Below are 24,588 nucleotides of genomic sequence, written 5' to 3' on the forward strand. Positions count from 1 at the left end.
CTCAGCTTTGCGCCACTTTACGCGGGATAAACTCGTTGGCGACCGCTTCCCCCTGCAGGCGCAGGTTTTGCGGCTGCGGGATAGACGGCACGGCGACGTCGAGCAGGGGGAACAACAGCTCGCCGACCCGATACGCCTCTTCCAGATGCGGATAGCCGGAGAAGATAAAGCTATCAATACCCAGCGCAGCGTATTCATTGATTCGTTCGGCAACGGTGGCGGCATCGCCCACCAGCGCAGTACCGGCGCCGCCGCGCGCTAAGCCGACGCCGGCCCACAGGTTGGGGCTGATCTCGAGCTGATCGCGTCGACCGTTGTGCAGCGCAGCCATTCGCTTTTGACCGACGGAGTCGGTTCTGGCGAAGGCCGCCTGGGCGCGGGCGATCGTTTCATCATCAAGGTGGGAGATAAGGCTGTCCGCCGCCTGCCAGGCTTCCTCGTTGGTTTCCCGCACGATCACGTGCAGACGGATGCCAAAACGCACCCGGCGCCCATGCCGGGCCGCTTTCTCCCGGACCTGAGCAATCTTCTCTGCCACCTGCTTCGGCGGTTCACCCCAGGTGAGATAGAGATCGACCTGCTCGGCGGCCAGATCCTGCGCGACGTCAGACGATCCGCCGAAATAGAGCGGTGGACGGGGCTGCTGGAGCGGCGGGAACAGCAGCTTAGCGTCGCGAACGCGCTGATGCTTGCCGTTAAAGGTGACGGTTTCTCCCTCCATCAGCTTGCGCCAGATGTGGGTAAATTCAGCTGAGGCCTCATAGCGCTCGGTGTGGTCGAGGAAGACGCCGTCGCCGGCCAGCTCGGCGGGATCGCTGCCGGTGACCAGATTGAACAGCGCCCGGCCGTTTGACAGTCGGTCCAGGGTCGCCGCCTGGCGGGCGGCTACCGTCGGCGACACCACGCTAGGCCTGAGGGCGACAAGAAATTTCAGCCGCTGCGTCACCGGGATCATCGAGGCCGCAACCAGCCAGGCATCTTCACATGAGCGTCCGGTCGGGATCAGCACGCCGGTGAACCCCAGCCGATCCGCCGTCTGCGCGATTTGCTGCAGATAGCCGTAATCGACCGGACGGGCGCCCTCTTCGGTGCCCAGATAACGACCATCACCATGGGTCGGTAAAAACCAGAACATATTCAGACTCATGATTTCGCTCCTTGTGCGGCGGCGGGCTGCCAGATACGGGCCCGGATATCAACTTTTTTCGGCACCAGCTTGTTCTCATAGAACAGGTCGGCCGTCTGCTGCTGGCGAGCGGCGGTTTCGGCACTCACCGGGGTTACTGAGGTGGGGGGACGATGGTCCAGATAGCTGGCGATCACCGCTTCCGGTAATCCCATCGTTTTCGCCAGCAGCGTAATGCTTTGCGCGCGCTGGCTATGGGTCAGGGCATCGGCCTGAGTAAAGGTATCGAGTACGCCTTCAATGAAAGCGCCATTGCGTTCAGCGTAGGGGCGGGAAGCAAGATAGAACGATCCCGTCTGTTTCAGATCGGTTCCGTCAGTGAGTACCCGGGCGCCGCCCTGCAGCAGCGCGGCGGAGTAGTACGGATCCCAGATGGCCCAGGCGTCGACATTACCCTGCTGGAAGGCGGCGCGCGCATCGGCGGGGGCAAGGTAAACCGGCTGAATATCGCTAAATTTCAGGCCCGCCAGCTGCAGGGCGCGCAGCAGCAGATTGTGGGAGCTGGAACCTTTCTGGAAAGCGACCTTTTTCCCTTTTAATTCGGCAACGTTGTGAATAGGACTGCCTTGCGCCACCAGGATGACTTCCGCTTTCGGCTTGGGCGGCTCCGAACCGATATAGACCAGATCGGCGCCCGCCGCCTGAGCAAAGATAGGCGGAATGTCGCCAGTACTGCCGATGTCAATGCTGCCGACGTTCAGCGCCTCCAGCATCTGCGGACCGGCCGGGAATTCAATCCACGAGATATGGGTGCCCGGATAGCGCTGCTCCAGCAGCTGATGGCTCTTCGCCAGCACCATGCTGACGCTGCCTTTCTGATAACCAATGCGCAGGGCATCGGGCGCCGCCGGGGCGGCGTGGCCCAGCGCGGAGAACAACAGCAGTCCGCCGAGGGTCAGCGCGCGGAGAGGATTAAACATGTTCCACCCCACGCAGAGACGTTAACGACGGGGCGCGGCTGCTGGGACGATGCAGCGCCTGCCAGAAGGTCTCCAGGGACTCATCCAGGCGCCGCTGCAGGTTAGGGGTGAACTGCGGCTTATGCTGGTAATCCGTGACCTGGCTGTCATCGGCGAAGACGCCATGGAGGATCTCCTGGGCCTTCAGGGCATTCAGGACGGGTTTCAGAGCGTAGTCCACCGCCAGCATGTGGGCGATGGTGCCGCCAGTGGCCAGCGGTAGCACGATTTTGCCCTCCAGCGCGCGCTCAGGAAGCAGATCGAGCAGGGTTTTCAGGGCGCCGGAAAACGAGGCTTTATACACCGGCGTGGCGATAATCAGACCGTCGGCCCCGGCCAGTTGCTCATTGAGCGTTTGTAGCGCCGGGTTGTCAAAGCGAGCGTACAGGAGGTCTTCCGGGGCAAAGTTCTGCAGATGCCAGTGGCAGACTTCGATATCGGCGGCGGTGAGCGTCTCTCTGGCATATTCCAGCAGGGCGCTGGAACGGGAAGGGTAACGCGGGCTGCCCGCAAGCGTAATGACGCGCATCTCTCTCTCCTTATAACTAAATGTTTGCATTTATCTATAATTGATAACATTTGCAGTGAGTGTGACAGAGCACCATTATTTCCCTAAATGATTTATCCACCGTTAGATAGCCGAAAAGCGCATAACGGCGCGGGGAGAGGTAATCGTTTGCGCTGATGGGTGATTTTTTGTCGCAGGTCAATTCCCTTTCAGCTGCGGATCGCACATAATACGCCCCCGGTTTGCACACCGGGAATCCAGGAGAGTTCATGTACTACCCCTTCGTTCGTAAAGCCCTTTTTCAGCTCGATCCTGAGCGCGCTCATGAAGTTACCTTTCAACAATTACGCCGTGTCACCGGGACGCCGCTGGAAATGCTGGTTCGCCAGAAGGTACCGGCCAGGCCCGTTACCTGCATGGGGCTGACCTTTAAAAATCCGCTGGGTCTGGCGGCCGGGCTGGATAAAAATGGGGAATGCATTGACGCGCTGGGCGCGATGGGTTTTGGTTCGATTGAGATCGGCACCGTCACCCCGCGTCCGCAGCCGGGCAACGATAAACCGAGGATCTTCCGTCTGGTGGATGCCGAGGGGTTGATCAACCGCATGGGCTTTAATAACCATGGCGTTGATAACCTGGTTGAGAACGTGAAAAAGGCGCATTTTGACGGCGTGCTGGGCATCAATATCGGCAAAAATAAAGATACGCCGGTGGAGCACGGTAAAGATGATTACCTGATTTGTATGGAAAAAGTCTATCCTTACGCCGGGTATATCGCCATTAATATCTCCTCACCGAATACCCCGGGGCTGCGTACGCTGCAATACGGTGAAGCGCTCGATGATTTACTCTCCGGTATTAAAAATAAGCAGCTTGAGCTGCAGCAAAAGCATCAGAAATATGTTCCGGTCGCCGTGAAGATCGCGCCGGATCTTTTACCAGAGGAATTGATCCAGGTTGCCGATAGCCTCGTGCGTCATAATATTGATGGGGTAATTGCAACCAATACCACCCTCGATCGTTCTCTGGTTCAGGGAATGAAACATTGTGATGAGACCGGTGGGCTTAGCGGTCGTCCATTACAATTAAAGAGCACTGAAATTATCCGTATGCTCTCCGCTGAGCTGAATGGTCGTTTGCCTATCATCGGCGTGGGCGGTATTGATTCGGTGATTGCTGCGCGAGAAAAGATAGCCGCCGGAGCATCGTTGGTGCAGATCTATTCCGGATTTATTTTTAAAGGTCCGCCGCTGATTAAAGAAATTGTTACCCACATCTAATCTTTTCCTCCGCTGAAACCCACCCAGGGCTTTATTTCCGGCCCTGGTTGTTTTATATTCCCTCACTGTTGCTTATTTAAACATTTTAGACTTTTCTTAATTTTAGAAAATATTCTGCGGCAAGTCGCAACAACTTTGCAGAGGCGTATGAAAGGGGACAGGGGGAAAAATGCGCATTAAACCTGACGATAACTGGCGTTGGTATTACGATGAAGAGCATGACCGCATGATGCTCGATTTGGCCAATGGCATGTTATTTCGCTCGCGCTTCGCCCGGCGAATGCTGACCCCGGATGCCTTTGCGCCGTCGGGATTCTGCGTCGATGACGCCGCGCTCTATTTCTCCTTTGAAGAAAAATGTCGCGATCTCGAACTGTCGAAAGAACAGCGAGCGGAATTAGTCCTCAATGCGTTAACCGCGATCCGTTTTCTCAAACCGCAGATGCCGAAAAGCTGGCACTTTATCGCTCATCCCCACCAGTGGCAGCCGAGCGGCGGCGACGCCGCCTGCGTCTGGCTGAGCGATACCGGGGAGCAGGTGAATTTGCTGGTGGTGGAGCCGGGAGATAACGCCGCGCTTTGTCTGCTGGCCCAGCCGGGTCTCACCCTTGCCGGGCGCGTGATGCAGTTAGGCGACGTTATTAAAATCATGAACGACAGGCTGCAGCCGGCACAGAGCGCGGTCAGCTACAGCCTGGGACAGGCGGTTTAAGGCGCCAGGCGCAGCGCCGTTTTCGGTACGCAGCTGCAGGCGAGAATGGTGCCGTCCCCGGCGACCGCATTTTTCTTTAACGCGCTGACTTCGCCCTCTTCCAGCCGAATGCGGCAGCTGCCGCAGATCCCTGCCCGACACGAATAGGGTACGCGAATGCCCTGTTGCTCCAGTTGCTCCAGCAGCACCTGCTGGTTATTCCCGCTAAACTGTTGACCCTGCCATTCGATGGCAACCGTAGCCTGCTGCTGCGCTTCCGGGGCCGGAGTATCGTCGCTCTCGCCGGCGCCGTAGGCTTTCGCCGGGCCGCGGGCGAGGATTTCGACTTCATCACCCACCCGGATCACCCCGCTGTTGCGGGCAATCAGGTTCTGGCCAAAATCGACATCGCTATTGTCCAGCGCAGTACGAAAACGCTTTAAGGTTTCCAGCGGCTCCCCGGTGGGATGCTTCTGCCCGCGCTCTGGACTGACGGTGGTAAAAATGCAGCGGCTGCATGGCTTAGCGACGTCAAACACCACTTCGCCGACGCGGATCACTTTCCAGCTATCTTCATCCCAGGCGGCCGCGCCGGTGACCACGAGGTTAGGACGAAACTGTTCTATGCTTACGCTGGCCGGGCAGCGTTGCTGCAGATCGCGCAGCGAGGCCTCGTTAGCCAGCAGGTACGGGTAGCCGTCGGCGAAGGAGAGCGGTACCGCATCGTGGCGCTTCACCCGGCGGGTTAACTGCGGCCCCAGCCAGCGCAGCTGGACATCGCGCTTGAAAAAGCCGCTGAGCCACTGGTTAACGGCGGCGGGTGCGATAAGGGCGGTGAAATGGTTGCCCCAGACTTCGGTGGGCTCGGCCTGCAGGGCGAAATCGCTAAAACGCACCACGGCGCTGCTGCCGTCCGGCGCGGTCAGGTGAAGGCCATCATGCAGCGGCGCCGGAATAAATTTTACCATTTGCGGAAACTGGCGGGCGGTAATAAAGGTCCCGTCGGTTTCGGTGACCATAAACAGGCGATCGAAGGCCAGGCCGCTGATATCAGCAAAGGCGTGGGTCAGGCCCATGCCGCGCATGGATTTAACGGGATGAATAAAAAGTCGCGAGAGCGTTACCATACGCTGCCTCCGGGTTCCAAAAATAAGCCTATAACTTTATGACATAGGGCACATATTGGCTATAATGCGCACCAATTTTCTTTAAGTAAAAGTGACGATATGAATTCTCTGTTTGCCAGTACGGCTCGTGGGCTGGAAGAGCTGTTAAAAACTGAACTGGAAGGACTTGGCGCGACGGACTGCCAGGTCGTCCAGGGCGGGGTCCATTTTCAGGGGGATACGCGCCTGCTGTATCAAAGCCTGATGTGGAGCCGGCTGGCTTCGCGCATCATGCTGCCGCTGGGCGAGTGTCGCGTATACAGCGATCTGGATCTGTACCTCGGCGTACAGGCCATTCCGTGGACGGAGATGTTTAACCCTGGCGCCACCTTCGCGGTACATTTTAGCGGCCTCAATGACGAGATCCGCAACAGCCAGTATGGCGCATTAAAAGTCAAAGACGCCATCGTCGACAGCTTCACGCGTAAAAACCTGCCGCGCCCGAATGTCGATCGTGAGTCGCCCGATCTGCGGATCAACGTCTGGCTGAACAAAGAGACGGCGCATATCTCCCTGGATCTGAGCGGGGAAGGGTTGCATCTGCGCGGCTACCGCGATGGTACCGGTATGGCGCCGATCAAAGAAAACCTCGCGGCGGCGATCGTCATGCGCTCTGGTTGGGTACCGGGTACGCCGCTGCTCGATCCGATGTGCGGCTCCGGTACCCTGCTGATTGAAGCGGCGATGCTGGCGACCGATCGTGCGCCGGGTCTGCACCGCGGCCACTGGGGCTTTGGCGGTTGGGCGCAGCACGATGACGCTATCTGGAAAGAGGTGAAGGCGGAAGCGCAAACCCGCGCCCGCCAGGGGCTGGCGGCCTATGGGTCGCGCTTCTATGGCTCTGACGTCGACGAGCGCGTCATTGAGCGCGCGCGCCGCAACGCCCGCCGGGCCGGCATCGGCGAGCTGATCGATTTTGCAGTCAAAGACGTCGCCCAGCTGAATAACCCGCTGCCGAAAGGCCCGTACGGCACCGTGATCAGCAACCCGCCGTACGGCGAGCGCCTGGAAAGCGAACCGGCGCTGATTGCCCTGCACAGCCTGCTGGGCCGGATCATGAAAAGTCAGTTTGGCGGCTGGAACCTGTCGGTGTTCAGCGCCTCGCCGGAACTGCTGAGCTGCCTGCAGCTGCGTGCCGATAAACAGTTCAAAGCGAAGAACGGCCCGCTGGACTGCATACAGAAAAACTATCACCTGGCGGAAAGCGAAGGCGGCAAGCCGGCGATGCTGGCGGAAGATTTTGCCAACCGTCTGCGTAAGAATCTGAAGAAATTTGAAAAGTGGGCCCGTCAGGAAGGCATTGAATGCTATCGCCTGTACGATGCCGATCTGCCGGAATATAACGTGGCGATCGATCGCTACGGTGACTGGGTGGTGGTCCAGGAGTATGCGCCGCCGAAAACCGTCGATGCGCACAAAGCGCGCCAGCGTCTGTTTGATATTATCGCGGCGACCATCGCCGTGCTGGAAATCGCCCCCAACAAGCTGGTGCTGAAGACCCGCGAGCGGCAAAAGGGTAAAAACCAGTATCAGAAGATGGCGGAGAAGGGCGACTTTATCGAGGTGCAGGAGTACAACGCGCGCCTGTGGGTTAACCTCACCGACTACCTCGATACCGGTCTGTTCCTCGACCACCGTATCGCCCGTCGTATGCTCGGCCAGATGAGCAAGGGTAAGGATTTCCTTAACCTGTTCTCCTATACCGGCAGCGCCAGCGTCCACGCCGGTCTGGGCGGCGCGCGCTCTACGACCACGGTGGATATGTCGCGTACCTATCTGGAGTGGGCGGAGCGCAACCTGCGTCTTAATGGCCTGACCGGTCGTGCGCATCGCCTGATGCAGGCTGACGTGCTGGGCTGGCTGCGGGAAAGCACCGAGCAGTTCGATCTGATCTTTATCGATCCGCCGACTTTCTCTAACTCCAAACGAATGGAAGATGCCTTTGACGTGCAGCGCGATCATATTCGCCTGATGACCGATCTGAAACGTCTGCTGCGTAAAGGCGGCACCATTATGTTCTCGAACAACAAACGCGGTTTCCGTATGGATCATGACGGGCTGGCGGCGCTTGGCCTGAAGGCGCAAGAGATTTCGCAAAAAACGCTGTCGCAGGATTTTGCCCGCAACCGTCAGATCCACAACTGCTGGCTGATTACTGCAGCCTGAAAGGAATAAAGAATGTCACTGATTAGTATGCACGGCGCCTGGCTTTCATTCAGCGATGCGCCGCTGCTGGATAATGCTGAACTGCATATCGAAGATAACGAACGCGTCTGTCTGGTTGGGCGCAACGGCGCCGGTAAATCGACCCTGATGAAGATCCTTAACCGTGAACAGGGGCTGGATGACGGGCGTATTATTTATGAACAGGATCTGATCGTCGCGCGTCTGCAGCAGGATCCGCCGCGCAACGTTGCCGGTACGGTGTACGATTTCGTCGCCGAAGGGATCGCCGAACAGGCCGCTTACCTGAAGGCCTACCATGATGTTTCGCATCAGGTGATGACCGACCCGAGCGACAAAAATTTAAATGAACTGGCCCGTCTGCAGGAACAGCTGGATAACCTGGGCCTGTGGCAGCTGGATAGCCGCATCAATGAAGTGATCGAGCAGCTTGGTCTTAACGCCGACGCGCAGCTGGCTTCGCTTTCCGGCGGCTGGTTGCGTAAAGCGGCGCTGGGCCGTGCCCTGGTCAGCGGGCCGCGCGTGCTGTTGCTGGATGAACCGACGAACCACCTCGATATCGAAACTATCGACTGGCTGGAAGGGTTCCTGAAAAGCTTTAAAGGCACCATTATCTTTATTTCGCACGACCGCTCCTTCATCCGCAACATGGCGACGCGCATCGTCGATCTCGATCGCGGCAAGCTGGTGACTTATCCGGGCAATTACGATCAGTATCTGTTGGAAAAAGAAGAAGCGCTGCGGGTTGAAGAGCTGCAGAATGCTGAATTCGACCGCAAGCTGGCCCAGGAAGAGGTGTGGATCCGCCAGGGGATTAAAGCGCGTCGTACCCGCAACGAAGGCCGCGTTCGCGCCCTGAAAGCGATGCGTCGCGAGCGCGGCGAGCGCCGGGAAGTGATGGGCAGTGCGAAGATGCAGGTGGAAGAGGCTTCGCGCTCCGGCAAAATCGTTTTCGAAATGGAGAACGTCAACTATCAGGTTGACGGCAAAGTGCTGGTGAAAGATTTCTCCGCGCAAATCCAGCGCGGCGATAAGATTGCCCTGATCGGCCCCAATGGCTGCGGGAAAACCACGCTGCTGAAGCTGATGCTTGGCCAGTTGCAGGCCGACAGCGGGCGGATCCACGTTGGCACCAAGCTGGAAGTCGCCTACTTCGACCAGCACCGTGCAGAGCTGGATCCGGACCGGACGGTGATGGATAACCTCGCCGAAGGTAAGCAAGAGGTGATGGTTAACGGTAAGCCGCGGCACGTGCTGGGCTATCTGCAGGACTTCCTGTTCCATCCGAAACGGGCGATGACGCCAGTCCGCGCGCTGTCCGGCGGGGAGCGTAACCGTCTGCTGCTGGCGCGACTGTTCCTGAAACCCAGTAACTTATTGATTCTCGATGAACCGACAAACGACCTTGATGTCGAAACGCTGGAGCTGCTGGAAGAGCTGATCGATGGCTATCAGGGCACCGTGATGCTGGTCAGCCACGATCGTCAGTTTGTCGACAATACCGTGACCGAGTGCTGGATCTTCGAAGGCGGCGGCCATATTGGTCAGTACGTAGGCGGTTATCACGACGCCCGCGGTCAGCAGGCCCAGTCTTTGGCGCAAAAGCAGACGATCGTTAAAAAAACGACGGAAGTCGCTCAGCCAAAAGCAGAAACTGTCAAACGCGGCGGGAACAAACTAAGCTATAACCTGCAGCGCGAGCTGGAGCAACTGCCGCAGAAGCTGGAAACGCTTGAGGCCGAACTGCAAACGCTGCAGGAGCAGGTAGCCGATCCTGACTTCTTTGGCCAATCGCACGATCGTACGCAGCAAGTGCTGGCGCAGCTGGCCGAAGCGGAGCAGGCGCTGGAAGCCGCCTTTGAACGCTGGGAATATCTCGAAGGATTAAAGAACGGCGCCTGAGCCGAGGAGTTGTCATGTGCGATCACCATCATGCTGCGCGACATATTTTATGTCCCCAATGTGATTTGCTGGTGGCTTTGCCGCAGCTTGAGCATCGCCAGAAAGCCGCCTGCCCGCGCTGCGGTACAACGTTAACCACCACGTGGGACGCGCCTCGCCAGCGTCCCACGGCTTACGCGCTGGTCGCGCTGTTTATGCTGCTGCTGGCCAACCTCTTTCCTTTTATCTATATGAAAGTGGGTGGCATCAGCAGCGAAATAGCGCTGCTGGAAATTCCCAACGTGCTGTTTACCGAGGATTACGCCAGCCTCGGCACCTTCTTTTTACTCTTTGTGCAACTGGTACCGGCCTTTTGTCTGGTCACCATTTTGCTGCTGGTCAATCGGGTCAGGATGCCCGCTGGGCTTAAGGCGTTTCTGGCGCGCATTTTGTTTCACCTCAAGACCTGGGGCATGGCGGAGATCTTTCTTGCCGGCGTGCTGGTGAGCTTCGTCAAACTGATGGCCTACGGCGATATCGGCATCGGCCTGAGCTTTATTCCCTGGTGCATGTTTTGCCTGCTGCAGTTACGCACCTTCCAGTGCGTCGACCGCCGCTGGCTATGGGATGATATTGCCCCTATGCCGGCGATTACCCAGCCGCTGAAGGTCGGGGTAGCCGGGATCCGCCAGGGGCTGCGCTCCTGCGGCTGCTGCACGGCGGTGTTACCGGCCGACCAGACCGTCTGCCCGCGCTGTCACAGCAAAGGGACGGCGCGGCGTAAAAATAGCCTGCAGTGGACGCTGGCGCTGCTGGTGACCTCATTTATTCTCTATCTTCCCGCCAATATTATGCCGATCATGATCACCGATCTGCTGGGCGATAAAATGCCGTCGACCATTATGGCCGGGGTGGTGTTACTGTGGAGCGAGGGCTCCTATCCGGTGGCGCTGGTGATCTTTATCGCCAGTATTATGGTGCCGACGCTGAAGATGATCGCTATCGCCTGGCTGTGCTGGAATGCTAACGGCAACGGCGCGCGCGATTCGGAACGCATGCATCTGATTTATGAAGTGGTGGAATTTGTTGGCCGCTGGTCAATGATTGACGTTTTTGTCATCGCCGTGCTCTCTGCGCTGGTGCGCATGGGAGGGTTGATGAATATCTATCCCGCCATCGGCGCGGTCATGTTTGCGCTGGTGGTGGTGATGACCATGTTTTCAGCGATGACGTTTGATCCCCGTTTACTGTGGGATCGTGAGCCAGATTCAAGCCATGAGGAAATACAACAACATGGAAAATAAGAGCGGAGAAGCGAAAGTGCAGAAGGTGAAGAACTGGTCACCGGTGTGGATCTTCCCTATCGTCACTGCGCTGATCGGGGCGTGGATCCTGTTTTATCATTACAGCCATCAGGGACCAGAGGTCACGCTGATCACCACTAACGCGGAAGGCATTGAAGGGGGAAAAACCCGGATCAAGAGCCGCAGCGTGGATGTTGGGGTGGTAGAGAGCGCGACGCTGACCGACGATTTAACCCACGTGGAAATCAAAGCTCGCCTCAATTCCGGGATGCAGAAATTACTGCATAACGATTCCGTCTTCTGGGTGGTGAAACCGCAGGTAGGGCGCGAGGGGATCAGTGGTCTCGGGACATTATTGTCCGGGGCCTATATTGAACTGCAGCCGGGGTCGAAAGGTTCGGTGCCGGCGCAGTATCCGCTGCTGGATTCTCCGCCGCTGGCCTCGCCGGATGCCAAGGGGATCCGGATTTTGCTGGAAAGCAGCAAGGCAGGCCAGCTGTCGCCAGGCGACCCGGTGCTGTTCCGCGGCTATCGCGTGGGGTCGGTGGAAACCAGCACCTTTGATGCGCAGAAACGTCATATCACTTATCAGTTGTTCATCAATGCGCCTAATGACCGCCTGGTGACCACTAACGTTCGCTTCTGGAAGGACAGCGGGATCGCCGTTGATTTGACCGCGGCGGGGATGCGCGTCGAGATGGGCTCGTTGTCGACGCTGTTTGGCGGCGGGGTGAGCTTCGATATTCCGGAAGGACTGGACCTCGGCGAGCCGGTGGCGAACAAAACGGAATATCACCTGTTTGACGATCAGAAGAGCATCCAGGATTCGGTCTTTACCGAGCATATCGATTACGTGATGTTCTTCAAAGACTCGGTTCGTGGCCTGCAGCCCGGCGCGCCGGTGGAGTTCCGCGGCATCCGTCTGGGAACCGTCGGCAAAGTGCCGTTCTTTATTCCTGGGCTGAAGCAGCGTTTGAACGATGACTATCGCATTCCGGTGGAAGTGCGGGTTGAACCGCAGCGTCTGGTCAACCAGCTCGGCGGCGATCCGAATATTCGCGCTCACATTGACGATCTGATCAACCGCGGACTGCGCGGCTCGCTGAAAACCGGTAACCTGGTGACCGGCGCGCTGTATATCGATCTCGACTTCTATCCGAAAGCGCCGCCGCGTGGGAAAATTCAGGAGTTTAACGGCTATCCGATTATCCCGACCATTAGCGGTGGACTGGCGCAGATCCAGCAGCGTCTGATGGATGCGCTGGATAAAATCAATAACCTGCCGCTCAATCCGCTACTGGAACAGGCAACCAGTACGCTGGCGCAAAGCGAGAAGACCATGCAGCATGTACAGACCACGCTGGATAGTCTGAATAAGATCACCTCCAGTCAGTCGATGCAGCAGCTACCTGCCGATATGCAGACGACGCTGCGCGAGCTGAACCGCAGCATGCAGGGCTTCCAGCCGGGCTCCGCGGCCTACAATAAGATGGTGGCCGATATGCAGCGTCTGGATCAGGTGCTGCGTGAGCTGCAGCCGGTCCTGAAAACGCTCAATGATAAGAGCAATGCGCTGGTATTTGAGGCGAAGGATAAAAAAGACCCACAGCCGAAGGGAGCGAAATAATGAAAAAATGGTTACTGGTGGCAGCCGTTTGCGTGATGACGGCGTGCAGTAGCGGCGGTGAGAGCAAAACATATTACCAGTTGCCGGTGGTGCAGGGCGGCGCGCAGAGCGCCGCCAGCCAGGGGGCACGTCTGCTGTGGGTTGAGCAGGTCAGCATCCCGGATTATCTGGCGGGCAATGGAGTGGTCTATCAAACCACCGATGTGCAGTATGTAATCGCCAATAATAATCTGTGGGCCAGCCCGCTGGACCAGCAGCTGCGTACTACGCTGGTGGCAAACCTCAGCCAGCAGTTGCCGGGCTGGGTAGTGTCGTCCCAACCCTTGGGCAGCGAGCAGGATACGCTCAATGTGGCGGTAAATGGCTTTCACGGGCGCTACGACGGGCGGGTTATCGTCAGCGGCGAGTGGCTATTGAAGCATCAGGGACAGCTGATTAAGCGCCCGTTTAACATCGTGCTCAAGCAGCAGCAGGATGGCTATGACGCGATGGTGAAGACCCTGGCCCAGGCGTGGAGCCAGGAGGCGGTGGCCATTGCCGGAGAGCTTAACCGTCTGCCATAAGTAAATTTCATAAAAGTGATATGCCGCGTGGTTCATCTGAGCCGCGCGGCATTTTTTTTGCCAGGTCAGTTTGTTACCGAGCGCTGCGCCGAATGAACAAAAAATGAACTCTTATATAGGTCACAAATATGACACTGGCGTGAATTTTGCGCATTGACGTTGTCTTCATTTCGCGGTATTCGTAACCCGTGGCTGCACAATTTGCGACCACTGTTTTCTTTTCCACCAGATCAAAGAATGAGGGAAACGAGGCATGAAGAGACAAAAACGAGATCGCCTGGAACGGGCACATCAACGTGGATATCAAGCGGGTATCGCGGGGAGATCGAAAGAAATGTGTCCATACCAGAGCTTGAATCAACGCTCATGGTGGCTGGGAGGCTGGCGAGAAGCCATGGAGGACAGGGTACTAACGGCCTGACACTGTCTCTTTAAAAAAGAAGCCTCCGCATAGCGGGGGCTTCGCCTTTTAATCGCTGCCGATAATTATCAGAAAGCGGAAGTATCCTGGAACAGGCCGACTTTCAGATCGTTCGCGGTATAGATCAGACGATCGTCAACCAGCACTTCGCCATCCGCCAGGCCCATAATCAGACGACGGTTAACAATGCGCTTGAAGTGGATGCGGTAGGTGACTTTTTTCGCGGTCGGCAGAACCTGACCGGTGAATTTCACTTCGCCAACGCCCAGCGCACGGCCTTTGCCTTCGCCGCCGAGCCAGCCAAGATAGAACCCGACCAGCTGCCACATCGCATCCAGGCCCAGGCAGCCCGGCATCACCGGATCGCCGATGAAGTGGCAACCGAAGAACCACAGGTCCGGGTTGATGTCGAGTTCCGCCTCAACATAACCTTTGTCATAGTTACCACCGGTTTCGCTCATTTTGATGACGCGGTCCATCATCAGCATGTTTGGCGCTGGCAACTGCGGGCCTTTCGCGCCGAACAGTTCACCACGACCAGAGGCAAGAAGATCTTCTTTTGTATAGGATTCGCGTTTATCTACCATGTTTTCAGTAAGCCTTATTTTAAGTTCGGGACGCAGGATAGCTAACACGTGTAAGCTGAACAAGTCCGATCAGTTAGAACTTGTCCCACCTAACCAGCGTAGCGGCCACGGAAAACGATGGCGAGTCTCTTGCTGGGTCGCCTGCGCTATCCGCTCCTGAATGGTTTGTCGCAGCGTCTGCCCTTCACCGTCCCACATCAGTTGGGTCAGCATCGGCAGCGCTTCGGTAATATCGTCAATGGCCCAGATGGCAAACTGGTTTTCGGCAACGGCCTGACGGAGCTCCTGGCTAAGACTGAGATGACGCACGTTGGCCGCAGGGATAATGACGCCCTGTTTACCGGTTAGCCCGCGCTGTTGACAGATAGTGAAGAAACCTTCAATTTTTTCGTTCAGACCGCCGACCGGCTGCACGCGACCAAACTGGTCAACGGAACCGGTAATCGCAATGCTCTGATTAATCGGCACATTGGCCAGCGCGCTGATTAAGGCGCAGAGTTCAGCCATGGAGGCGCTGTCGCCGTCCACTTCACTGTAGGACTGTTCGAAGGTCAGCGAAGCGGAGAAGGGAAGCTGCTGCTCCAGCTCCAGCTCGGACATCAGAAAAGCCTGCATGATCATCATGCCTTTCGCATGAATATTGCCGCCGAGCTCGGCTTTGCGTTCGACGTCAATAAACTCGCCATCACCAATGTGCACGACGCAGCTGATGCGCGAAGGTTCACCGAACGCGCGCGGATGGCCGGGAAATTCAATCACCGACAGGGCGTTGATCTGCCCGACGCATTCGCCTTCGGTTTCAATCAGGATCTGTTCCTGCAGGATTTCATCCTGCATTCGTTCTGCGAGGTAGCCTTCACGCCACTCCCGGCGTGCCAGCATCGTCTGCATTTCTTCGCCAGTAATCTCCTCGCCTTCGCAGAACGCGGCGGCCTCTCGCAGCTGGCGGGCTATCCATAGCGGACTGAGTGGCAGGGTCTCCTGATCGCCGGTGTAGCGCGTCCCCTCATCGATCAGCAGTGGCCAGGCGTCGGCCGCCGGACCTGGCAGCGTCAGCTGCTGGGCATTTTGCCATACCCACTGGCACCAGGCTTTCAGCGTCTCGGCGTCAGCAAACTGCAAAGTGTCTTCATACTCACTGTAGATCGCCTGAGCGCAAAGCTCTGGTTCCATTTCCTGGAAATCCGCCAGCGATTCGCGTTCGCCGACCAGCATGACTTTCAGGCTCAGCGGCATGGAGGGAATGCTGACCGGCAGCGGGCGCGACTCATCGATGGAGAGCCAGTCAAACCGTTGACGGGTCACCATATTTTTCAGGCGCACCCACAGAAGCGGCTGCGCCAGCAGTGTGCGAAGCGAGATTACCAGCACGCCACCATTGGCCTGATGAACCAGGCCTGGCTGGAGGGTGATGTCGCCGTTAAACTGGCGTACGCAGCCAAACAGCTGTTCCGCCTCTACCCAATCGGCCGCGACGACCGGGGCGGTGCTGGCAAAATTATCCTCAGCCCGTTGCGCCGGGGAGAGCGTCACGCGAGCGCCGTCAACGTCATAGCGGACCCCGTAGAGCGGGGCGGTAGGTTCATGCAGCGTACGGGTTTCTGCCGTCAGCCATTGCAGATACTCCGGTTCTTCGGGGGCTTTCACCAGCATGAAGGAGGAGACTGCCGGCGTGCACAGCAATTGCTCAAGCGCGTAGAACAGACGCGGCTGCAGATCGCCCGAGAGAGAGGGGGCCGGTTGAGAGAGAGCAGCTTGGGCAAACAGCGCCTGATAAGGTTCCATATCGGGCGCAAGGTCGGTTCGGGTCAGTTTCGTAATGGTCAAAGTCGCTGTTTTTTAGTTAGATGTAAAGCGCGCAATTATACCTGATGCCGCGACTGAGCACACGGAGGATTATGATTACCCCGATGATTCCCCGGCCATACACCTCACGAATAATGATTTATATTCAGCACATCAGGAAAAAACTGATATCCTGAAATGAGTTACACGGTCACATTGAGATCGCAATGAAATATCAACAACTGGAAAATCTTGAAAGCGGCTGGAAATGGAAATATCTGGTAAAGAAGCACCGGGAAGGTGAGCTGATTACCCGCTACATTGAGGCCAGCGCTGCGCAAGCTGCGGTAGATGACTTGCTGACGCTCGAGAATGAACCTGTGCTGGTGCATGCCTGGATTGAGCAGCATATGAATCCGGCGCTGATGAACCGCATGAAGCAGACCATCCGCGCGCGACGGAAACGGCATTTTAACGCGGAGCATCAGCACACGCGCAAGAAGTCTATCGATCTGGAGTTTGTCGTCTGGCAGCGTCTTGCCGGCCTGGCGCAGCGGCGGGGTAAAACCTTGTCCGAAACCATCGTGCAGCTGATTGAGGATGCTGAGCATAAAGAGAAGTACGCCAGCAAAATGTCGAGCCTGAAACACGATCTGCAGGAACTGTTAGGCAAAGAGTAGTCTTTACGGCGGCCTGTCAGAGGCTACTCTGATATGGGGCCCACCACCGCAAAAGCGGGAGAGAAGGCATAAAAAAACCCGCCGAGGCGGGTTTTTTCATCAGTTATAACTTAAGCCGCTGGCTGAGTTACAACTTCTTTGTAGCCTTTAACTTCGATCTCTACACGACGATCCGGGGCCAGGCAGTCGATCAGTGCAGCGCGAGCTTTCACGTTGTCACAGGTGTTGCCAGTAACCGGGTTGGATTTACCCATACCGCGTGCGGAGATTTTGCCAGCCGGGATGCCTTTAGCAACCAGGTAGTCAACAACGGACTGAGCACGTTTCTCAGACAGCTGCTGGTTGTAAGCTTCGGAACCGATACGGTCGGTGAAGCCCATAACAACTGCAGAACCGTCTTTCGGATCCATGTTGCTCAGCTGGGTGTACAGCTGATCCAGAGCCTGCTGACCTTCCGGTTTCAGGGTTGCTTTGTTGAAGTTGAACAGAACGTCAGACTTCAGGGTGAAGTGCTTGGTAGTCACTTCCGGAGCCGGAGCCGGAGCCGGAGCTACAACCGGTGCAGCATCTTCCTGACCGAAACGGTAGGAAACACCCACGCTCAGCATGCCGTTGTCCGGACGAACGCCAACGGTGCCCGCGTCACCGATGTTGTTAACCCACTGGTATTCCAGACGGGTAGCGATGTCACGAGTCACAGCCCACTCTACGCCGCCAGCAAATACCGGAGATACGCCAGTGTCGTGGTTGTCGCCAGCGATGCTGTTGCTGGAGTCTGCGCGCCATACCATGCCGCCCAGACGGGTGTAGATGTCCAGATCGTCAGTGATCGGGTAACCCAGTTTAGCGGTCAGCTGAACGCCCTGAGCTTTGAATGCGCCATTAACCTGGTCGCCTTTGTACGGCATACGGCCCAGCCAGTCGTAACCCATTTCGAAACCGAGGTACGGGTTAACCTGGTAACCACCGAACGCACCAGCGCCCAGCTGGCTTTCGTGGGTCGGGCCATTGTTGTTCAGAGAGCTGTTGTACCAGCCAGTGTCATGGAACTGGGACCAACCCAGTTTACCACCTGCATACCAGGTGTTATCTTTCGGAGCGGCCTGCGCTACGGTAGCGAAGCCAGCCAGTGCCACTGCAATCGCGATAGCTGTCTTTTTCATTTTTTGCGCCTCATTATCATCCAAAATTCGCCATGAAGTTACAAAAGACCTCACGGTTAAATCCTTCACCCGGGGCGTGACTTGTTGTTAACTATGCTGATACATGCAGCGTAAGCCGATCACCCCTGGCGATGTAAAGTCTACAACTTAGTTCGAAACTTACAAGTGTGAACTCTGTCAGGCATATGAAAAAAAAGGGTTGTGTACACAATATTTAACAAATATGGTTGATTTTCGTACGCAGAAAAAAGGCAGAAATCCCCGTGTGACAGGCATTGCGCGAAAAAGTCCCTGAAAAACGCTGTGTCTTTACCATCGGTAAAAAAAATTCCAGGAATAATCCTAATTTCACTCAATGATACAAATTTGAGTGAATTTTTAGCCCGCTGAGTTGTCTGCCGAGCGTGCCTTGATTTCTCACCGGGCGCATGATGAATCCCATCGCGCAACCTTCCTGGGCGGCATTGACCAGACGCTCATGTTCTTCCGCGGTTAGCTCCTCCGTTAGCCAGCAGATAACCACACTATAATTACCGGTGCGCAGCGCGCGGATCATTGAGTCTACGGTATGGCAGGGTGACAGCTGGCTAATTTGCATGACTTTAGACAGCGGCAGACCGGCAGACTGGACCCACTCACGGCTAAGCTTTTGTTGCGGCGTGAGCCACAGCTGCCAGCGAGACTGTTGACCCAGCTGCTGTAATAAAGGTAGCAGCAGTAACTGTGTCATCATGGGTTGATCTTCACGATAGACAATTTCACTGATCAGCCCATTGGCGGTCTGTTCGCCAGAACGATGAGCGTAGTGGCCTGCAGAAGCAGAAGCCTGTGCTGAACGATTTGCGTGAGCTGAAGTAAACATAGTCTATCCCGCCTGTAGTTACTGTATGCATATACAGTATATCTACCTGGGGAAAAGATCAACCGCAATTTGCCATTTTGCTGGCTGAAATTTAATCATTTCCCGCCGCGTCTGATTTATAGCGATGCGCACCTCTCCTCAACGATATCCTTAATGCCGGCTAATGATTTCTTTCCACCCTGTTGATTGCAGCAACGTCAGTGATTTTCTGAAAGCGTCTCGCAAAACCGCATTCTGGTGGAAAAGTCGGCGAAAATCATCTTGCTGCTGTTCGGGAAGTCCCTTATGTTTTCTCTTAGCGGATCCGTTAACAACTTAAGTTTAATTACATGATTAACAAAGGAATGATCATGAGAAAACTAGTATGTCCGCGGTTCCCGCAATTTCAGGCCTGCGTCTCGCAGCTGGGTCAGTTACATTCTCGTCCGCTTTTTGGCGGCTATAGCCTGGCCATTGATGATACGGTGTTTGCGATGGTGGCAGAGGGCGATATTTACCTGAGGGCCTGCGAGCAGAGCGCCGCGTATCGGGTTGAACATCGCAATCCTTTATTAACGCTGCGCCGACATGGGCGCATCGTGCCGATGAAGTATTATCAAATTGACGACGCATTGTGGCGCGATGAGACTCAGCTTTTTCGGCTGTCGCTGTTGTCGTGGCAGAGTGCGCAGCGTGAAAAGAACCACCGACGGGCGTCGGGCCGTCTGAAGGATTTACCCAATATCAGCTTTCATATGGAATTGCAGCTGATCCACGCGGGCATACCGGATGTCAGGACGCTTCGGGAGGTAGGCGCTCAGCAGGCCTGGCAACGGCTACGAGAAAACAACGCCTCTCTGTCGCTCAATGTCTTGCTGGCGCTGGAGGGGGCGATTGTCGGCGTTCACGCCGCCGCGCTCCCGACGCTGCGGCGTCAGGAGCTGCTCGAATGGGCTGGAGCCCGCTAGCGGACAGCCGCCGTTATTCTGTCTGAGCGTGAACGCGTTGTTGCAGGCGGCAAATTTCAGGCAGCAGCGCGAGCAACAAGCCAATCTGCTGTAATACCAGCGGCTCTTTACTGTCCGCGCGTGGTTCCAGATGCTGGATCCGGCTTTGCAGGCTGGTCAAAGACTTCTGCACCCGATGTTCATCGGCGGGGGTATGGTGCAGGGCGTCATCAACATAACAAACAGCATCATCCAGCAGGGCAAGAATATCGGGGGTGGACAGTTTTTCCCGATGCGCACCGAGAGCGGAGATGTAGCTGGTGAAGGTATGGTTGAGACACAGCAAGCGAAAAGCGGTCTCGCGCTGGGCGCCATCCGCGCGCGGTTCAGTCGACAAATTCGAGACCACGGAGGCCAGTTCGGCATCACGGTTGTAGGCATCACGGCGGGCGACACGATAGGCCAGACGGTTGTCGCGGCCCTGGTGATACTGCTCCAGAATGGCATCCAGATAACGGCAGTTCGCGTTCATCGCCCGGTCCAGGACGCGCGGCAGATTGCGAAATTTCCAGTCCGGCCAGATGAAGCTGACCGCCGCCCAGGCGATGGCGCAGCCGATCAGGGTATCAATAATGCGCGGTAGCGCGACCTCAAAACCTTCGCCAAGCAGGTTAAAGCACAGCAGCACCAGCAGCGTAATAAACATGGTGGCATGGGCGTACTGCACGTTACGAAAGGCAAAGAACAGCACGCCGGTGAGCACGATCAACACCAGTTGCCCTTCAATCGAAGGCACCAGCAGCAGGACGGGCAGGCCGATCGCCACCCCCACCAGCGTGCCGATGATCCTCAGCGCTAGTCGGTGGCGGGTGGCGTTATAGTTCGGCTGACAGACAAACAGGCTGGTCAGCAGGATCCAGTAGCCATGCTGGAGCCCGGTAAACTGGATAAAGGCATAGCCGGCGCAGAGCACCAGCGACATACGTACCGCGTGGCGAAAGAGAGCGGACTCCGGTGACATGTTGCGCCGCAGACGCAGCCAGATGTCGTTCAGCCCGCCGAGTCTGTCGTCGGCCAACAGCGTCTCGGTGTTGCTCCCGGCAGGGGCGGTCGTTTGCACCGATTCAATCGTGGCCAGCTGCGCATCGATAGCGCGCAGGTTATTGAGTAAAAACCCAAGGGCATTGATCTGCTCGTCGGACGCGCCGCTGGCGCGCACACGGTCAAGCGCCGCGTCGAGATGCATAAACGCGCGTTCAAAATGGGCGTCATGTTGGTAGGGTTCGCGCAGTAAAATCGCCCGCGAGAGCTTCTGGCAGGCCTGGGCCTGCATCGAGAGCATGCGCTGGAAACGGAACATCACGTCGCTGTAGCGGAATTGATCGCGCAGAGTCTGATACTGAATATGCGATGAGCTGGCGCGTTCATGAATATCCTGGGCCACAAAGTAGTACTGCAGGGTGCGGCGGGTGCCGCGCTGGCCCCGATCGCCTCGCAGTCGGGTTAGCAGCGAGACCTTGGTTTGGTTAAGCGTAGCAACCAGCTGGCCGTTGGCGAGGGCCAGATCGTACAGCGGCGCCTGGCTCTCATCCTCCAGGTCAGGATCAAACAGCCGGGATTTGAGCTCCAGATAGCGAGCCAGTTGCTCATAGCTACGCGCCAGGTTGTCCTGCAATGGACGAATCGGAAAAATGAGGTGCCCGGACAGCGTCAGCAGGTTGTACCACACGGCCCCCGCCAGCAGGAACAACGGCTGTAGATACCAGTGATCGTACAGTGTGACGCCGAGCATGGTGTAGATGGCGATGAGCAGGGCGCCGAAGGCGATGGTGGCATAGCGCTGGCCGAGGCCGCCGAGCAAAATAAAGCCGATGGTAGACACGGTCAGGCCGAGGGCAAACAGCGGCGGCCACGGAAACAGCAGTTCCACGGAGGCGGAGGCGATAAAAAAACAGACCAGGGTAATGGCGAGGTTGCGCAGACGACCGGTCAGCCGGTCGTCGAGGTCGGTCAGGGCCGCGGCAACAACGCCAAGGGTGAGAGGGATGGTCAGTTTGACTTCGCCGATCCACCAGGGAAACAGCGTTGTGCCGCAGAGCGCGATAAAGATCCGTACGTTATAAAGCCAGGCACTGTTCCAGGTATAGCGGCGTAGCAGGGGGCTAATCATGTCCGTGTTCCGTTCGGTTACTGAAAGCGACGACGCGCATTGGCTTCACGTGCGGCACGCGCGGTTTCCACAGAGACGACCCGGCGCCCTACAGGCCAAAGGGCAATGGCAGCAATTTTAAAGTTCGCGATCCCCACCGGGATGCCAATAATGGTCAGACATTGAGCTATGCCGCTGAAAATATGCATCAGGCACAACCACCAGCCGAAAAAAATGAACCACAGAATATTCAGCACGGTGCCGCCGGCGTTGAGGAGGCCATTTTTACGGCCCGGCTCCAGCTCATCCACATGAATCGCCTCGTTACCGTATGGGAATAAGGAGAGTCGGGTGATTTCCCAGCAGGAGCGGGTCAGCGGCAGCGTGACGACCAGAATGATGCTAACCAGCGTGGCGAGCAGCCAGCCTAGAGTGGTGGCGAAACCGCCAAGGATAAAGTTCAAAATATTCAGAATGGTACGCATAAAGCCTCGGTTTTGCCCTGTGGATAATAAGACCTGACAATTGTAACGTTTTTTTGCGCTGGAGCACCTGGTCCCGGGCGGTTAAACTGAAAAACAATCCACCCTGATTGAAAATCGACATTATATGGAACTTAAAGCGACAACATTGGGCAAACGCATGGCTCAGCACCCTTATGATCGGGTGCAGTTACTGAACGCCGGCGTAAAGGTTTCCGGCGACCGTCACGAGTATCTTATCCCTTTCAATCAGTTATTGTCAGTGCATTGTAAGCGCGGTCTGGTCTGGGGCGAACTGGAGTTTGTGTTGCCTGACAGCAAAGTCGTGCGTTTGCACGGTACCGAGTGGAGCGAAACGCAGCGCTTCTATCACCATTTACAAACGCTCTGGGAGCAGTGGAGCGCGGAAATGAGTGACATCGCCGCTGGCGTACTGAAGCGGCAGCTGGCGACGATCGAGCGCACCCGTGCGGAAGGCAAATGGTTGACGCGTCAGCAGGTGGCGGATGTGCAGGATAACATTCGCCAGGCGTTGACTGGTTTGCCGATGCCCACCAGCCGGCTTGAGGCCTTTGACAACTGTCGGGAGCTGTGGCGGGAGTGTCAGCGCTGGTTAGGGGATATTGAAGCGACACGCCTGGCCCATAACCAGGCCTTCACCGAGGCGATGCTTGAGCAGTATCGCGGCTTTTTTGACGGCGTTGAGTCGTCCCCTCTTAATGCCTCACAGGCGCGGGCGGTGGTGAACGGCGAACGTTCCCTGCTGGTGCTGGCGGGCGCGGGCAGCGGCAAAACCTCGGTGCTGGTGGCGCGGGCAGGCTGGCTGCTGGCGAGGGGAGAAGCGGCAGCAGAGCAAATTTTGTTACTGGCATTCGGCCGCCAGGCGGCGCAAGAGATGGATGCGCGGATCCGCGAGCGTCTTGCATCCGACGATATCACCGCGCGTACCTTCCACTCGCTGGCGCTACATATTATTCAGCAGGGCAGCAAAAAAGTCCCCACCATCAGTAAACTGGAAAGCGATAGCGCAGCTCGTCAGGCGCTGCTCGTGAAAAGCTGGCAGCAGCAGTGTCAGGAGAAAAAAGCGCAGGCGAAAGGCTGGCGCCTGTGGCTGGAAGAGGAGATGGGCTGGCAACTGCCGGAAGGCGATTTCTGGCAGGACAAGAAGGTGCAGCGGCGTATGGCCAGCCGGCTCGACCGCTGGGTCAGCCTGATGCGTATGCACGGCGGCTCCCAGGCAGAGATGATTGCCGGGGCGCCGGAGGCGGTACGCGATCAGTTCAGTAAACGGGTGAAACTGATGTCGCCTCTGATGAAAGAGTGGAAGGCGGCGCTGAAGGCCGAGAATGCGGTCGATTTTTCCGGCCTGATCCATCAGGCGGTCAATATTCTCGATAAAGGCCGCTTCGTCAGCCCCTGGAAACACATTCTGGTGGATGAATTTCAGGATATCTCGCCGCAGCGGGCCTCGCTGTTGGCTGCATTACGCCGGCAGAACAGCCAAACCACGCTCTTTGCCGTCGGGGATGACTGGCAGGCGATTTACCGGTTCAGCGGGGCCCAGCTTTCCCTGACCACCGCGTTTAATCATTACTTTGGCGAAGGGGATAGCTGCGCGCTGGATACCACCTATCGCTTTAACGGCCGCATTGGCGAAATCGCCAATGGCTTTATCCAGCAGAATCCGCATCAGTTAAGTAAGCCGCTGAACAGCCTGACGGCGGGCGATAAAAAGGCCGTCACGCTGTTAGCCGACGATAAGCTGGATGATTTACTGGATAAACTGAGCGGCTACGTTAAGCCCGAGCAGCGGATCCTACTGCTTGCCCGTTACCATCATCTGAAGCCCGACGCGCTCAACAAGGCGGCGACGCGCTGGCCGCATCTGCAGCTTGATTTTATGACTATTCATGCCAGCAAGGGCCAGCAGGCGGACTATGTGATTGTGCTGGGACTGCAGGAGGGAGAGGATGCGTTTCCCGCGCCGGCGCGCGAGTCGATCATGGAGCAGGCGCTCCTGCCGCAGCCGGAAGATTTTCCTGATGCGGAGGAGCGTCGACTACTGTACGTGGCGATAACCCGCGCACGTCATCGGGTGTGGTTGTTGTTTAACAAAGCGCAACCTTCGCCGTTTGTCGACATCCTGCAGGCCCTGGATGTGCCGGTGGCCAGGAAACCCTAATC

21 protein-coding genes are annotated in these 24,588 nt (G+C 56.9%); 11 read left to right on the top strand and 10 right to left on the bottom strand.

What is annotated here, in order from left to right:
- Position 1: 1 nt before the first annotated feature.
- From ssuD to ssuE, 3 genes are read right to left on the bottom strand one after another with little or no spacing between them, the layout of a single operon-like run.
- Positions 2-1,147 carry an FMNH2-dependent alkanesulfonate monooxygenase gene (gene ssuD / locus AS136_RS05520; protein WP_008805878.1) on the bottom strand — a complete coding sequence of 382 codons (1,146 nt, stop codon included), beginning with the start codon at positions 1,145-1,147 and terminating at the stop codon, positions 2-4.
- Positions 1,144-2,106, bottom strand: coding sequence for a sulfonate ABC transporter substrate-binding protein (locus AS136_RS05525; protein ID WP_012542306.1), 963 nt, complete (start codon positions 2,104-2,106; stop codon positions 1,144-1,146). The genes ssuD and AS136_RS05525 overlap by 4 nt, the downstream gene beginning before the upstream one ends.
- Positions 2,099-2,674: an NADPH-dependent FMN reductase gene (gene ssuE / locus AS136_RS05530; protein WP_008805880.1), complete on the bottom strand. Its 576-nt coding sequence runs from the start codon at positions 2,672-2,674 to the stop codon at positions 2,099-2,101. Before ssuE ends, AS136_RS05525 begins: the two co-directional genes overlap by 8 nt.
- 248 nt (positions 2,675-2,922) lie before the next feature.
- Here ssuE and pyrD point away from each other — a divergent pair, with 248 nt between their 5' ends.
- The gene (gene pyrD, locus AS136_RS05535) at positions 2,923-3,933 is read left to right on the top strand and encodes a quinone-dependent dihydroorotate dehydrogenase (RefSeq protein ID WP_002898303.1); all 1,011 of its coding nucleotides are present in this window, start codon (positions 2,923-2,925) and stop codon (positions 3,931-3,933) included.
- A gap of 169 nt (positions 3,934-4,102) precedes the next feature.
- A complete protein-coding gene (zapC, locus tag AS136_RS05540) occupies positions 4,103-4,645 on the top strand; it encodes a cell division protein ZapC (RefSeq protein ID WP_012542305.1) in 543 nt (180 codons plus the stop codon).
- Here the strand turns inward: zapC and AS136_RS05545 are convergent.
- On the bottom strand, positions 4,642-5,751 hold the full coding sequence (locus tag AS136_RS05545; protein ID WP_048964873.1) for a YcbX family protein: 1,110 nt from the start codon (positions 5,749-5,751) through the stop codon (positions 4,642-4,644). The two genes, zapC and AS136_RS05545, sit on opposite strands and share 4 nt — an antisense overlap.
- A 99-nt stretch (positions 5,752-5,850) precedes the next feature.
- On the opposite strand from AS136_RS05545, the gene rlmKL reads away from it, so the two are divergent.
- The 6 genes from rlmKL to rmf all read left to right on the top strand — a co-directional run bounded on the left by rlmKL (position 5,851) and on the right by rmf (position 13,770).
- Positions 5,851-7,956, top strand: a complete 2,106-nt coding sequence (gene rlmKL / locus AS136_RS05550) for a bifunctional 23S rRNA (guanine(2069)-N(7))-methyltransferase RlmK/23S rRNA (guanine(2445)-N(2))-methyltransferase RlmL (protein WP_008805884.1) — start codon at positions 5,851-5,853, stop codon at positions 7,954-7,956.
- A gap of 12 nt (positions 7,957-7,968) precedes the next feature.
- Positions 7,969-9,876 carry an ABC transporter ATP-binding protein gene (locus AS136_RS05555; protein WP_063266685.1) on the top strand — a complete coding sequence of 636 codons (1,908 nt, stop codon included), beginning with the start codon at positions 7,969-7,971 and terminating at the stop codon, positions 9,874-9,876.
- A 14-nt stretch (positions 9,877-9,890) separates the two neighbouring features.
- Entirely contained in the window at positions 9,891-11,159 is a 1,269-nt protein-coding gene (gene pqiA / locus AS136_RS05560; protein ID WP_012542302.1) for a membrane integrity-associated transporter subunit PqiA, read from the top strand.
- Positions 11,149-12,786, top strand: coding sequence for an intermembrane transport protein PqiB (gene pqiB / locus AS136_RS05565; RefSeq protein ID WP_008805887.1), 1,638 nt, complete (start codon positions 11,149-11,151; stop codon positions 12,784-12,786). Before pqiA ends, pqiB begins: the two co-directional genes overlap by 11 nt.
- On the top strand, positions 12,786-13,349 hold the full coding sequence (gene pqiC, locus AS136_RS05570) for a membrane integrity-associated transporter subunit PqiC (protein ID WP_008805888.1): 564 nt from the start codon (positions 12,786-12,788) through the stop codon (positions 13,347-13,349). The genes pqiB and pqiC overlap by 1 nt, the downstream gene beginning before the upstream one ends.
- Positions 13,350-13,602: 253 nt before the next feature.
- Positions 13,603-13,770 carry a ribosome modulation factor gene (gene rmf / locus AS136_RS26355; RefSeq protein ID WP_002898396.1) on the top strand — a complete coding sequence of 56 codons (168 nt, stop codon included), beginning with the start codon at positions 13,603-13,605 and terminating at the stop codon, positions 13,768-13,770.
- A 68-nt stretch (positions 13,771-13,838) separates the two neighbouring features.
- Here rmf and fabA read toward each other — a convergent pair whose 3' ends face one another.
- Both fabA and AS136_RS05580 read right to left on the bottom strand, forming a co-directional pair.
- Entirely contained in the window at positions 13,839-14,357 is a 519-nt protein-coding gene (gene fabA / locus AS136_RS05575; protein ID WP_012542300.1) for a bifunctional 3-hydroxydecanoyl-ACP dehydratase/trans-2-decenoyl-ACP isomerase, read from the bottom strand.
- A 69-nt stretch (positions 14,358-14,426) separates the two neighbouring features.
- Positions 14,427-16,184: an AAA family ATPase gene (locus AS136_RS05580; RefSeq protein ID WP_039103045.1), complete on the bottom strand. Its 1,758-nt coding sequence runs from the start codon at positions 16,182-16,184 to the stop codon at positions 14,427-14,429.
- Positions 16,185-16,369: 185 nt separating this feature from the next.
- Between AS136_RS05580 and matP the strand changes: the two genes are divergently transcribed.
- On the top strand, positions 16,370-16,822 hold the full coding sequence (matP, locus tag AS136_RS05585) for a macrodomain Ter protein MatP (protein ID WP_008805891.1): 453 nt from the start codon (positions 16,370-16,372) through the stop codon (positions 16,820-16,822).
- 110 nt (positions 16,823-16,932) lie between these two features.
- On the opposite strand, the gene ompA is transcribed toward matP, so the two are convergent.
- Entirely contained in the window at positions 16,933-17,985 is a 1,053-nt protein-coding gene (gene ompA / locus AS136_RS05590; RefSeq protein ID WP_008805892.1) for a porin OmpA, read from the bottom strand.
- Positions 17,986-18,337: 352 nt separating this feature from the next.
- Positions 18,338-18,847: an SOS-induced cell division inhibitor SulA gene (gene sulA, locus AS136_RS05595; protein ID WP_008805893.1), complete on the bottom strand. Its 510-nt coding sequence runs from the start codon at positions 18,845-18,847 to the stop codon at positions 18,338-18,340.
- Positions 18,848-19,197: 350 nt separating this feature from the next.
- Here sulA and AS136_RS05600 point away from each other — a divergent pair, with 350 nt between their 5' ends.
- On the top strand, positions 19,198-19,794 hold the full coding sequence (locus tag AS136_RS05600; protein WP_063266686.1) for a TfoX/Sxy family DNA transformation protein: 597 nt from the start codon (positions 19,198-19,200) through the stop codon (positions 19,792-19,794).
- 13 nt (positions 19,795-19,807) lie between these two features.
- Here the strand turns inward: AS136_RS05600 and yccS are convergent, their stop codons facing one another.
- Together yccS and AS136_RS05610 are read right to left on the bottom strand one after the other, a co-directional pair.
- A complete protein-coding gene (yccS, locus tag AS136_RS05605) occupies positions 19,808-21,943 on the bottom strand; it encodes a YccS family putative transporter (protein ID WP_008805895.1) in 2,136 nt (711 codons plus the stop codon).
- Positions 21,944-21,960: 17 nt separating this feature from the next.
- Positions 21,961-22,407 carry a YccF domain-containing protein gene (locus AS136_RS05610; protein ID WP_012542294.1) on the bottom strand — a complete coding sequence of 149 codons (447 nt, stop codon included), beginning with the start codon at positions 22,405-22,407 and terminating at the stop codon, positions 21,961-21,963.
- Between the two features lie 124 nt (positions 22,408-22,531).
- Between AS136_RS05610 and helD the strand changes: the two genes are divergently transcribed.
- Complete coding sequence (gene helD / locus AS136_RS05615; protein WP_012968608.1) at positions 22,532-24,586, top strand: DNA helicase IV; 2,055 nt, start codon at positions 22,532-22,534, stop codon at positions 24,584-24,586.
- Positions 24,587-24,588: the final 2 nt, after the last annotated feature.

This window comes from Klebsiella sp. D5A (assembly GCF_001620885.1).
GTDB lineage: Bacteria > Pseudomonadota > Gammaproteobacteria > Enterobacterales > Enterobacteriaceae > Klebsiella > Klebsiella variicola.